Origin of the sequence: Citrobacter sp. Cb041 (assembly GCF_030336655.1) — a bacterium.
Taxonomy (GTDB): Bacteria; Pseudomonadota; Gammaproteobacteria; order Enterobacterales; family Enterobacteriaceae; genus Citrobacter; species Citrobacter braakii.
The window spans coordinates 356,568-368,932 of sequence record NZ_JAOWDD010000036.1 but is presented as its reverse complement, the minus strand read 5'-3'; the positions used below and the strand labels follow the sequence as shown (position 1 = coordinate 368,932).

The 12,365-nt window shown below is 53.7% G+C and carries 8 protein-coding genes; 2 read left to right on the top strand and 6 right to left on the bottom strand.

Annotated features, from left to right (window positions below; translation table 11 throughout):
- Window positions 1-509: 509 nt before the first annotated feature.
- Window positions 510-3,215 (top strand): HTH-type transcriptional regulator MalT, encoded by a 2,706-nt coding sequence (gene malT, locus OGV52_RS10435; RefSeq protein ID WP_200014161.1) that lies wholly within the window; start codon window positions 510-512, stop codon window positions 3,213-3,215.
- Between the two features lie 41 nt (window positions 3,216-3,256).
- Here the strand turns inward: malT and OGV52_RS10430 are convergent, their stop codons facing one another.
- From OGV52_RS10430 to glpE, 3 genes are all read right to left on the bottom strand, one after another.
- Window positions 3,257-4,015, bottom strand: a complete 759-nt coding sequence (locus OGV52_RS10430; RefSeq protein WP_003023499.1) for a DeoR/GlpR family transcriptional regulator — start codon at window positions 4,013-4,015, stop codon at window positions 3,257-3,259.
- Window positions 4,016-4,030: 15 nt separating this feature from the next.
- A complete protein-coding gene (glpG, locus tag OGV52_RS10425; protein WP_049283103.1) occupies window positions 4,031-4,861 on the bottom strand; it encodes a rhomboid family intramembrane serine protease GlpG in 831 nt (276 codons plus the stop codon).
- Window positions 4,862-5,031: 170 nt separating this feature from the next.
- Window positions 5,032-5,358, bottom strand: a complete 327-nt coding sequence (gene glpE / locus OGV52_RS10420) for a thiosulfate sulfurtransferase GlpE (RefSeq protein WP_016157651.1) — start codon at window positions 5,356-5,358, stop codon at window positions 5,032-5,034.
- Window positions 5,359-5,556: 198 nt separating this feature from the next.
- On the opposite strand from glpE, the gene glpD reads away from it, so the two are divergent.
- Entirely contained in the window at window positions 5,557-7,065 is a 1,509-nt protein-coding gene (gene glpD, locus OGV52_RS10415) for a glycerol-3-phosphate dehydrogenase (protein WP_103766947.1), read from the top strand.
- A 104-nt stretch (window positions 7,066-7,169) separates the two neighbouring features.
- Here glpD and glgP read toward each other — a convergent pair whose 3' ends face one another.
- From glgP to glgC, 3 genes are read right to left on the bottom strand one after another with little or no spacing between them, the layout of a single operon-like run.
- Complete coding sequence (gene glgP, locus OGV52_RS10410; protein WP_016154813.1) at window positions 7,170-9,617, bottom strand: glycogen phosphorylase; 2,448 nt, start codon at window positions 9,615-9,617, stop codon at window positions 7,170-7,172.
- Window positions 9,618-9,636: 19 nt separating this feature from the next.
- Window positions 9,637-11,070, bottom strand: coding sequence for a glycogen synthase GlgA (gene glgA / locus OGV52_RS10405; RefSeq protein ID WP_016154814.1), 1,434 nt, complete (start codon window positions 11,068-11,070; stop codon window positions 9,637-9,639).
- Complete coding sequence (gene glgC / locus OGV52_RS10400) at window positions 11,070-12,365, bottom strand: glucose-1-phosphate adenylyltransferase (protein ID WP_016154815.1); 1,296 nt, start codon at window positions 12,363-12,365, stop codon at window positions 11,070-11,072. The genes glgA and glgC overlap by 1 nt, the downstream gene beginning before the upstream one ends.

The following is a 12,365-nucleotide window of genomic DNA, read 5'->3' as shown; positions in this document are numbered from 1 at the left end:
TGTGATCGCTGCCACTTAAAGAGGGTGTTATCGCCCGTAAATTCGCGTAAGCCCGGCATAACGCCCCTGTAATGCCCAACGGACGGCGCATTAATAACAAGAGATAAATCGACAATATCAAATAGAGGGGTGACGATGGGAAACAATCTGTAAACAGAGAAATAGTTTCTAACCTGAAATATCCAAGGTGGATAAGATAATTCACATAAAACTTTTAAGTCGGCCACAAAATTCGGCTCTTTACATTAAGCAACTGAGTAACCTTATAAAATAGGAGGTATTTTTCGGCTCAGCCAAAATACCGACGGATCCAGTCGCCACGCCTGTTGTGACTCTTTAAAGCAATTAATGTAATAGATGTTTAGATTTGTGACATAGTGCAAAATCAGACACACAAAAAGTCCGCTTAGCTTGCATAAAACACTAATCTGGCCGACCTTATATCTATTAATTACGAAGCGCAAAAAAAATCATTTTTCCCCATTTTCACACAGTGAAGTGACTAACTTATGTTGATTCCGTCTAAATTAAGTCGTCCGGTTCGACTCGACCATACGGTGGTTCGTGAGCGCCTGTTGGCTAAACTTTCCGGCGCGAACAATTTCAGGCTTGCCCTGATAACAAGTCCTGCTGGTTATGGAAAAACGACGTTGGTTTCACAATGGGCAGCGGGGAAGAACGACTTAGGCTGGTACTCTCTGGATGAAGGCGATAATCAACAAGAGCGCTTTGCCAGCTATCTGATCGCCGCTATCCAGCAGGCAACCGGTGGACACTGCACCACCAGCGAAGCGATGGTGCAAAAGCGCCAATACGCCAGCCTGACGTCACTGTTTGCGCAGCTATTTATTGAACTGGCCGAGTGGCATCGCCCGCTCTACCTGGTAGTGGATGATTATCATCTCATCTCTAATCCGGCAATTCACGAAGCGATGCGTTTCTTCCTGCGTCATCAGCCTGAGAACCTCACGCTGGTCGTGCTGTCGCGCAACCTGCCGCAGTTGGGTATTGCCAACCTGCGAGTACGCGATCAGTTGCTGGAGATAGGCAGCCAACAGCTGGCGTTTAACCACCAGGAAGCCAAACAATTTTTCGATAGACGTTTGTCCTCGCCTATCGAAGCGGCAGAAAGCAGCCGGATGTGCGATGACGTTGCTGGCTGGGCCACGGCGTTACAGCTGATTGCCCTCTCCGCCCGCCAGAACAACCATTCTGCGCACCAGTCCGCACGCCGCCTCGCCGGGATCAACGCCAGCCATCTGTCCGATTATCTGGTTGATGAAGTGCTGGACAGCGTCGACCTCGGCACTCGTCATTTCCTGCTGAAAAGCGCCATTCTGCGCTCAATGAACGACGCACTGATCGTCCGGGTCACCGGGGAAGAAAACGGCCAGATGCGGCTGGAGGAGATTGAACGCCAGGGATTATTCTTGCAGCGGATGGATGACGTCGGTGAGTGGTTCAGCTATCACCCGCTGTTTGGCAGCTTTTTACGCCAGCGCTGTCAGTGGGAACTGGCAAGCGAACTGCCCGAAATACACCGCGCCGCCGCTGAAAGCTGGATGGCGCAAGGTTTCCCCAGCGAAGCTATCCACCACGCGCTGGCGGCAGGCGACGCCCATATGCTACGCGATATCCTGCTTAACCATGCGTGGGGACTGTTTAACCACAGCGAACTGACATTACTGGAAGAGTCGCTGAAAGCCCTGCCGTGGGAAAGTCTGCTGGAAAATCCGCGTCTGGTTCTGCTGCAAGCCTGGCTGATGCAAAGCCAGCACCGCTACGGCGAGGTTAATACCCTGCTGGCACGCGCTGAGCAGGAAATGAAAGGCGACATGGAACCGACGCTGCACGCCGAATTTAACGCCCTGCGTGCGCAGGTCGCGATTAACGACGGAAATCCTGACGAAGCCGAGCGCCTGGCAAAGCTGGCGCTGGATGAGTTACCCATCGCCTGGTTCTATAGCCGCATCGTCGCCACCTCGGTACACGGTGAAGTCCTGCACTGTAAGGGCGATCTCACGCGTTCTCTGGCGTTGATGCAGCAAACCGAGCAAATGGCGCGCCATCATGACGTCTGGCATTACGCGCTGTGGAGTTTAATCCAGCAAAGCGAAATTTTGTTTGCCCAGGGCTTTTTACAGGCCGCCTGGGAGACTCAGGAAAAAGCGTTTCAGCTGATCAAAGAGCAGCATCTGGAACAGTTGCCGATGCACGAGTTCCTGGTGCGTATTCGCGCGCAGCTACTGTGGGCATGGGCGCGCCTGGACGAATCGGAAGCGTCTGCCCGCGCGGGTATTGAACTGCTTTCCACATTCCAGCCGCAGCAACAGCTACAGTGCCTGGCGCTGCTGATTCAATGTTCGCTGGCCCGGGGGGATCTGGACAATGCGCGTAGCCTGCTCAACCGCCTGGAAAACCTGCTGGGTAACGGTCACTATCACACTGACTGGATCTCGAACGCCGATAAGGTACGGGTGATTTACTGGCAAATGGTGGGCGACAAAAACTCGGCCGCCAACTGGCTGCGCCACACGCCGAAACCGGAATTCGCCAATAACCACTTCCTGCAAAGCCAGTGGCGCAACATCGCCCGCGCGCAGATCCTGCTGGGCGAGTTTGAACCGGCTGAGATTGTGCTGGAAGAGTTGAATGAAAATGCGCGCAATCTGCGCCTGATGAGCGATCTGAACCGTAACCTGCTGCTGCTTAATCAGCTCTACTGGCAGGCAGGACGCAAAAATGACGCACAGCGTGTGTTACTCGACGCGCTGCAGCTGGCGAACCGCACCGGATTTATCAGTCACTTTGTCATTGAAGGTGAGGCCATGGCGCAGCAACTGCGTCAGCTGATTCAGCTCAATACCTTACCGGAACTCGATCAGCACCGCGCCCAGCGTATTTTGCGTGAGATTAACCAGCATCACCGCCATAAATTCGCCCACTTCGATGAAGGGTTCGTTGAGCGTCTGCTTACTCACCCGGAAGTACCGGAGCTTATCCGCACCAGCCCGCTGACCCAGCGCGAATGGCAAGTTCTGGGACTGATTTATTCGGGCTACAGCAACGAGCAGATCGCCGGAGAATTGGCCGTCGCGGCAACGACCATCAAGACGCACATCCGCAATTTGTATCAAAAGCTCGGCGTCGCACACCGCCAGGATGCGGTGCAACATGCGCAGAAACTGCTGAAAATGATGGGGTATGGGGTTTAGTTAATGCCTGATACGCTACGCTTATCAGGCCTGGAATTAACTTAGCACAGCTCTAACTGAATATGATGGTCCGCAATAACCTGCATCACGCCAGCTGGCGGCAGCGTGTCGGTATACACCGCATCCACCATGCTGATACTGCCCATATTCACCATCGCGTTACGCCCAAACTTCGAGTGATCCACCACCAGCATCACATGCCGTGAATTCTCAATAATCGCGCGCTTGGTGCGAACTTCGTGATAATCAAACTCCAGCAGGGAGCCATCGCTATCGATACCGCTAATCCCTAAGATGCCGAAGTCCAGGCGGAACTGAGAAATAAAGTCGAGGGTCGCTTCGCCCATAATACCGCCGTCGCGGCTACGCAGTTCGCCACCGGCGAGTATGATGCGAAAATCCTCTTTCGCCATCAGCGTATTCGCCACATTGAGGTTGTTGGTCACAATGCGTAAATTGCTGTGATTGAGCAGCGCGTGAGCCACCGCTTCCGGCGTGGTGCCGATATCAATGAACAACGTAGAACCGTTCGGGATCTGCGTGGCAACTTTGCGGGCAATGCGCTCTTTTTCCGCCGTCTGTGTCGCTTTACGGTCATGCCACGGGGTGTTGACCGAGCTGGAGGGCAGCGCCGCGCCACCGTGATGGCGCAAAATCATGTTCTGATCGGCCAGATCGTTAAGATCGCGGCGAATCGTCTGCGGGCTGACGGAGAAATGCTCCACCAGTTCCTCAGTACTGACGTATCCCTGTTTCTTTACCAGCTCGATGATCGCGTCATGTCGTTGTGTTTGCTTCATTATTGTTCCCTGAAATTACGTTCGTTTTCGTACATTCATAGTATCGGCAAACGCCATTGCCAGACCCACGGCCAGCCCGGCGATATGTGCGCCGTTCGCCATCGACATGCCGAACACATCAAACCAGCCGGCAACAATCCAGATCAAAGCAAAGATAATCAAACCACGCTGCAGGAAAATACCGCTTTGTGGATCGCGCTCGCCGCGCAACCACACATAACCCATCAGCGCATATACCACACCAGACAGCCCACCAAACCACGGACCGCTAAATTTCTGCTGAACATAGCCGCTTAGCAGGGCGCTGATCACGGTAATTACAATCAGTTTTCCGCTGCCCAGACGCTTTTCTACCGCACCGCCGAGATACCACCACCACAGCAGGTTGAACAGAATATGCATCAGCGAGAAGTGCATAAAAGCGTGGGTGAAATAACGCCAGAATTCAAATTTCAGCGAAGGGTCAAACGGCCATGCCAGCCAGAGCATCACGGTCTGGTCGCCCAGCGTGTTCATCGCGATAAACACCAATACACACACGGCCATCACCACCCAGGTTACCGGGCCTGCGCGTTCGCGCAATGTGGCCAGGAACGGATAACGCTGATAGCGCAGACCGCTGTCGGTATGACCCGACTGCCAGCTTGCCGCGAGGTAACGCGGATCGCCTGGATTCTCCAGAAACCGCGCCAGCTCAGCATGCACGCGCTCAGCCTGGGACTCATCCGCCAGCCAGACATCCGTTTGCTGATGTTGTTGAATCGTCAGGATAACGCCCTGTGTCGCCATATAATCAACAAATGCCTGCGCCACGCGGGGGTTAGCAAAAGAGGTAATCATCAACATGGTTGCTGTCGCTTATTCCACACAAAAGAGGACAGTATATATACCCTTCTTACTTCGAGCTGCATCTTTGTTGGCTTTCCTCACTCACTCCGGTCACATACTGTTCGTACGCTCCCGGAGATTCGCTGCGTCGCCGTCGCGATGCAACTCGAATTAATTTGGGTATAGTCTTACGAACCGTATGCCACTTCTGCCGGAAAATGTCGATGCCAGGCGTCGAAGCCGCCGTCAACACTGTAAACCGCGTCATAGCCCTGCTGAAGAAGATATTGCGCCGCGCCTTTACTGCTGTTGCCGTGATAACACATTACTAACACGGCGGTGTCGAAATCATGCTCGCGCATAAATGACCCCAGCGTGTCGTTCGTCAGATGAAACGCCTGTGGGGCGTGACCCATCGCATAGCTTTGCGGGTCGCGGATATCCACTAACACCGCGGTCCCCTGGTGCAGCTTCTGATGCGCTTCTTCGACATTAATACATTCAAACTGATCCATTGCTCTCTCTTCTTTATATTGCAGGTGACGCTTTTCAGACATGTTACTTCTTAGTGTACGTCCCGACGGCAGTTAAACGCCATAATGTTATATGTATCACTGTAAATTGTTTATCCGATGTTACCAATGGCGCGATTCTTTGCTATTATGCTCGATAACGAACATTAATGAGCTATAACGAAAGTGCGAGAGGCCAGCATGGAAACCAAAGATCTGATTGTGATAGGTGGAGGCATCAACGGTGCCGGTATCGCGGCAGATGCCGCTGGACGCGGTTTATCCGTGCTGATGCTGGAAGCGCAGGATTTAGCCTGCGCCACCTCTTCCGCTAGCTCCAAACTCATCCACGGTGGCCTGCGCTACCTGGAACACTACGAATTTCGCCTGGTGAGCGAAGCGCTGGCCGAACGTGAGGTGTTGTTGAAAATGGCACCGCATATCGCCTTCCCGATGCGCTTTCGTCTGCCCCATCGCCCGCACCTGCGTCCAGCGTGGATGATCCGCATTGGTCTGTTTATGTACGATCATCTGGGCAAACGCACCAGTTTGCCGAGTTCGACCGGTTTGCGTTTTGGCGCAGATTCCGTAATGAAATCTGAGATTGTGCGCGGTTTCGAATATTCTGACTGCTGGGTAGACGATGCGCGACTGGTTTTGGCAAACGCCCAAATGGTCGTACGCAAAGGCGGAGAGGTGTTAACCCGCACTCGCGCTACCTCCGCTCGCCGTGAAAACGGTTTGTGGATTGTTGAAGCTGAAGATATCGATACCGGTAAAAAGCACATCTGGCAGGCGCGTGGTCTGGTCAATGCCACCGGCCCATGGGTGAAAGAGTTCTTCGACGACGGCATGCATCTGCCATCGCCGTACGGTATTCGTCTGATTAAAGGCAGCCACATCGTCGTGCCGCGCGTCCATACCCAGAAGCAAGCTTATATTCTGCAAAACGAAGATAAACGTATTGTGTTTGTCATCCCATGGATGGACGAATTCTCGATCATCGGGACGACTGACGTCGAATACAAAGGCGACCCGAAAGCGGTAAAAATTGATGAGAGTGAAATCAATTACCTGCTGAAGGTCTACAACGCGCACTTTAAGAAACAACTGGGCCGTGACGATATCGTCTGGACCTACTCGGGCGTACGTCCGCTGTGCGATGACGAGTCCGACTCGCCGCAGGCTATCACCCGTGATTACACGCTGGATATCCACGATGAAAACGGCAAAGCGCCGCTGCTGTCGGTCTTTGGCGGTAAGCTGACGACCTATCGTAAGCTGGCAGAACACGCGATGGAAAAACTGGCATCGTACTATCAGGGAATCGGTCCGGCGTGGACAAAAGAGTGCATTCTGCCAGGCGGTGACATCGGCGGCGATCGTGAAGATTACGCGGCCAAACTGCGCCGTCGCTACCCGTTCCTGACCGAGTCGCTGGCGCGCCATTATTCGCGCACCTACGGCAGTAACACCGAATGGATTATCGGGGAAGCCACCTCGCTTGCCGAGTTAGGTGAAGACTTCGGCCATGAGTTCTATGAGGCCGAGCTGAAATATCTGGTCGATCACGAATGGGTGCGCCGTGCGGAAGATGCGCTGTGGCGTCGCACGAAAGAAGGTATGTGGCTGAACGCTGAACAGCAGTCGCGCATGACCCAGTGGCTGGTGGAGTACATTGAGAAACAGCAGCTGTCGCTGGCGTCTTAAGATACTCGATATAAAACTGTAGGCCCGGTAAGCGTCAGCGCTACCGGGCCTTTTACCGGATGGCGGTTAACGCCTTATCCGGCCTACAGGTCGTCCTGCCCTTGTTACAACCGCACCGAGTCGATATGCCAGATGTTTTCGGCGTACTCTTTGATCGTCCTGTCCGACGAGAAGTAGCCCATGTTGGCGATATTAATCATCGACTTGGTGGTCCACTCTTCCGGGTGGCGATACAGTTCGTCAACCTTATCCTGGCAATCAACGTAGCTGCGATAATCCGCCAGAACCTGATAGTGGTCGCCAAAGTTTATCAGCGAGTCAACCAGGTCACGATAGCGCCCCGGCTCCTCAGGACTGAATACACCGCTGCCAATCTGCGTCAGCACCTGGTGCAGCTCTTCGTCTTTCTCGTAATACTCACGCGGCTTGTAGCCCTGGCTGCGTAAGGCTTCGACCTCTTCCGCCGTATTACCAAAGATAAAGATATTTTCTGCGCCCACATGCTCCAGCATCTCGACGTTGGCACCGTCCAGCGTCCCAATGGTCAGCGCGCCGTTGAGGGCAAACTTCATATTACTGGTACCAGAGGCTTCGGTCCCGGCCAGCGAAATCTGCTCAGACAGGTCGGCAGCAGGAATAATCACTTGCGCCAGGCTGACGCTGTAGTTAGGAATAAACACCACTTTCAGCTTGTCACCAATTTGCGGATCGTTGTTGATCACTTTCGCGACGTCGTTGATCAGGTGAATGATGTGCTTCGCCATGTAATAGGCCGAAGCCGCTTTACCGGCGAAGATATTCACGCGCGGCACCCACTCGGCATCAGGATCGGCCTTAATGCGGTTGTAGCGGGTGATCACATGCAGCACGTTCATCAACTGGCGTTTGTATTCGTGAATACGCTTGATCTGCACATCAAACAGCGATTTCGGGTTCACCACCACGTTAAGCTGCTGGGCAATGAGCGTTGCCAGACGCTTTTTATTCTCCAGCTTCGCACGGCGCACCGCCTGATTTACCAGCGGGTAATCGCAGTGCTGTTCAAGCTCGCTTAGCTGGCTGAGATCGGTTCGCCAGGTGCGGCCAATGTTCTCATCCAGCACCTCAGAGAGCGATGGGTTAGCCAGTGCCAGCCAGCGGCGTGGCGTCACGCCATTGGTGACGTTACAGAAGCGAGTCGGGAAAATCTTCGCAAAGTCAGCAAACAGCGACTGCACCATCAGGTTGGAGTGCAGCTCAGAAACGCCGTTAACCTTGTGGCTCACCACCACTGCGAGCCATGCCATACGCACCCGGCGGCCATTGGATTCATCGATAATCGACGTCCGTCCCAGCAGACTGGTATCGTTCGGATACTGTTCCTGCAACGTCTTCAGGAAGTAGTCGTTAATCTCAAAGATGATTTGCAGATGGCGCGGCAGAATTTTGCCCAGCATATCGACAGGCCAGGTCTCCAGCGCTTCGCTCATCAAGGTGTGGTTGGTATACGAGAAGACCTGGCAGCAGACCTCAAACGCATTATCCCAACTGAATTTGTGCTCATCGATCAGCAGACGCATCAGCTCAGGAATCGACAGTACCGGATGGGTGTCGTTGAGGTGAATGGCGATCTTATCTGCCAGGTTGTCGTAGGTTTTGTGCAGTTGATAATGACGGTTCAGGATGTCCTGCACCGTGGAGGAGACCAGAAAATACTCCTGGCGCAAACGCAGCTCGCGTCCGGAATAGGTGGAGTCATCCGGATACAGCACACGGGAGACGTTCTCGGAGTGGTTTTTATCTTCCACCGCCGCAAAGTAGTCGCCCTGGTTAAATTTACCGAGGTTGATTTCGCTACTGGCCTGGGCATTCCACAAGCGAAGCGTATTGGTGGCGTCTGTGTCATAACCGGGAATAATTTGGTCGTAGGCTACCGCGAGGATCTCTTCAGTTTCTATCCAGCGCGTTTTCTTACCTTCCTGCTGAATACGCCCGCCAAAGCGCACTTTGTAGCGCGTATTGTGGCGTTTGAATTCCCACGGGTTACCGTATTCCAGCCAGTAGTCCGGTGACTCTTTCTGTCGGCCATCAACAATGTTCTGTTTGAACATGCCGTAGTCATAACGAATACCGTAGCCGCGTCCCGGCAGACCCAACGTTGCCAGTGAGTCCAGGAAGCAGGCCGCCAGGCGCCCGAGGCCACCGTTGCCAAGACCAGGGTCGTTTTCTTCATCGATCAGATCTTCAAGATCCAACCCCATACCTTCCAGCGCATTTTTGACATCGTCATAAATACCCAACGATAACAGTGCATTGGAAAGTGTGCGGCCAATCAGAAACTCCATTGACAGATAATAAACCTGTCGAGTTTCCTGGGATAATTGCGCACGGTTAGAACGCAGCCAGCGCTCCACGAGACGATCGCGCACCGCGAACAACGTGGCGTTCAGCCACTCATGTTTATTGGCAATGACCGGGTCTTTACCAATCGTGAACATCAGCTTGTAGGCGATAGAATGCTTAAGTGCCTCTACGCTGAGTGTGGGCGATGCATAAGTAAATGGAGCATTCATATAGGTGATTCCTGGATATCTATTTCAAACGATAGTAAAGCTCACGGTATGACTTCGCCGCGACTTGCCAGCTAAAATCCATGGTCATGGCCTGACGTTGTACAAACCGCCACAGCGAAGGCCGGGACCACAATACGAAAGCACGCCGAATCGCGCGTAGCAGCGACCAGGCATTACTATCTTCAAATACAAACCCACTGGCGATACCATCCGCCAGGTTTTCCAGCGAACTGTCAGAGACCGTATCAGCCAGCCCACCGGTGCGCCGCACCAGCGGCAGCGTGCCGTACTTCAGTCCATACAACTGCGTTAAGCCACACGGCTCAAAACGGCTGGGGACCAATATAACGTCGGCCCCACCCATGATGCGGTGCGAGAAGGCTTCGTGATAGCCAATCTGTACGCCCACCTGTCCTGGATGTTCCGCCGCCGCGGCGAGGAAACCTTCCTGTAAAACCGGATCGCCCGCGCCGAGCAATGCCAGTTGTCCACCCTGCTCTAACAACCCCGGTAGCGCTTCCAGCACCAGATCCAGCCCTTTCTGACTGGTCAGGCGGCTGACTACGGCAAATAACGGCACTTTGTCGTTAACCTTAAGTCCCATCGCGATCTGTAGCTGGCGTTTGTTCTCCGCCTTCTCTTCCAGCGTTTCACGCGTATACCGCGACGCCAGCAGCAGATCGGTTTCCGGGCTCCAGATTTTTTCATCAACGCCGTTCAGCACACCGGAAAGACGTCCTTCACGATGACGCTGCTGCAACAGACCTTCCATGCCGTAGGCAAACTGCGGCTCGGTAATTTCCCGCGCGTAGGTCGGACTGACCGCCGTAATGTGGTCGGCGTAGTACAACCCGGCCTTCAGGAAAGAAATCTGCCCGTTAAACTCCAGTCCGTGCACGTTAAAGAACGACCATGGCAATTGGATGTCATCCATATGCTTTGCATAAAACATGCCTTGATACGCCAGGTTGTGCACGGTGAACACCGATTTCGCCGGATGGCCGCGCGCCGCCAGATACGCCGGGGCCAGACCGGCATGCCAGTCGTGCGCATGCACCACATCCGGGCGCCAGAATGGGTCAAAGCCACAGGCCATTTCACTGCCGACCCAACCCAGCAGCGCAAAACGCAGCACGTTATCGGTATATGCAAACAGGTTAGTGTCGTGATACGGGCTACCGGGACGGTCATAGAGATGCGGCGCGTCAATCAGGTAAATGCCCACACCGTTGAAATGCCCGAACAACAGCGTAATACGTCCGGCGAAGGTATCGCGACGCGTCACTACCTGCGCATCGGGAATGCCGCGACGGATATCAGGAAACGCCGGGAGCAGCACGCGGGCATCCACACCGTCCGCGATTTGCGCTGCGGGTAACGCCCCAATAACATCCGCCAGTCCCCCGGTTTTTAACAAAGGGAACATCTCTGAACAAACGTGTAAAACCTGCATTATCGCTCCTGTTTGATCTGCAGTTTGCGCAGCATTTCACGCGTGACCAGTACAATACCTTCCTCTGAACGGTAGAAACGACGAGCATCTTCTTCCGCGTTTTCACCAATCACCATGCCTTCAGGAATAACGCAGGCGCGGTCGATAATGCAACGACGTAAGCGGCACGAACGTCCCACCCACACTTCAGGTAACAACACTGCCGAATCAATGTTACAGAATGAATTCACCCGCACTCGCGGGAACAGAACGGACTGCACTACCACCGAACCAGAAATAATACAGCCGCCGGAGACCAGCGAGTTCAGCGTCATTCCGTGGCTACCGGAACGGTCCTGAACAAATTTCGCCGGCGGCAGTGACTCCATATGCGTACGGATTGGCCAGTCCTGGTCGTACATATCCAGTTCAGGCGTCACCGAAGCCAGATCGAGGTTTGCTTTCCAGTAGGCTTCCAGCGTTCCCACATCGCGCCAGTACGGCTCGGATTCCGGGTCAGACTGTACGCAGGACAATGGGAATGGATGAGCATATGCCATGCCAGCTTCGGTGATTTTCGGGATGATGTCTTTGCCAAAATCGTGACTGGATTTTTCATCGAGGTCATCTTCCGCCAGCAGTTCATACAGATAATCGGCGTCGAAGATGTAGATCCCCATACTGGCAAGCGATTTAGTCGGATCATTAGGCATCGCTGGCGGGTTGGCAGGTTTTTCAACGAATTCGATAATTTTATCGGTGTCGTCCACGTCCATTACGCCAAACGCGCTGGCCTCTTCAATAGGCACAGGCATACAGGCCACTGTGCAACGCGCGCCTTTCTCAACGTGGTCGATCAGCATGCGTGAGTAGTCCTGCTTATAAATATGATCGCCCGCGAGGATCACCACATATTCCGCTTTATAGCGTCGAATGATGTCCAGGTTTTGGGTCACCGCATCCGCCGTACCGCGATACCAGTTTTCACCCTGCATCCTCTGCTGGGCAGGCAGCAGATCGACGAACTCGTTCATCTCTTCACTAAAGAACGACCAGCCGCGCTGAATATGCTGCACCAGCGTGTGTGACTGGTACTGAGTGATCACGCCGATACGGCGGATCCCGGAATTAAGACAGTTGGATAAGGCAAAATCGATAATGCGGAACTTACCGCCAAAGTGCACGGCAGGCTTGGCACGCTTATTGGTTAAATCTTTCAGGCGAGTACCGCGGCCACCGGCCAGGATCAGGGCAACAGATTTTAATGGCAGCTGGCGCGCCAACATTACACGATCGTTCTTCTCTAAACTTACCAT

What these genes read in the sequence shown, in the direction of transcription:
- malT (WP_200014161.1), top strand. Translation starts at nt 510, where the DNA reads ATGTTGATTCCGTCTAAATTAAGTCGTCCGGTTCGACTCGACCATACG.
- OGV52_RS10430 (WP_003023499.1), bottom strand. Translation starts at nt 4,015, where the DNA reads ATGAAGCAAACACAACGACATGACGCGATCATCGAGCTGGTAAAGAAA.
- glpG (WP_049283103.1), bottom strand. Translation starts at nt 4,861, where the DNA reads ATGTTGATGATTACCTCTTTTGCTAACCCCCGCGTGGCGCAGGCATTT.
- glpE (WP_016157651.1), bottom strand. Translation starts at nt 5,358, where the DNA reads ATGGATCAGTTTGAATGTATTAATGTCGAAGAAGCGCATCAGAAGCTG.
- glpD (WP_103766947.1), top strand. Translation starts at nt 5,557, where the DNA reads ATGGAAACCAAAGATCTGATTGTGATAGGTGGAGGCATCAACGGTGCC.
- glgP (WP_016154813.1), bottom strand. Translation starts at nt 9,617, where the DNA reads ATGAATGCTCCATTTACTTATGCATCGCCCACACTCAGCGTAGAGGCA.
- glgA (WP_016154814.1), bottom strand. Translation starts at nt 11,070, where the DNA reads ATGCAGGTTTTACACGTTTGTTCAGAGATGTTCCCTTTGTTAAAAACC.
- glgC (WP_016154815.1), bottom strand. Translation starts at nt 12,365, where the DNA reads ATGGTAAGTTTAGAGAAGAACGATCGTGTAATGTTGGCGCGCCAGCTG.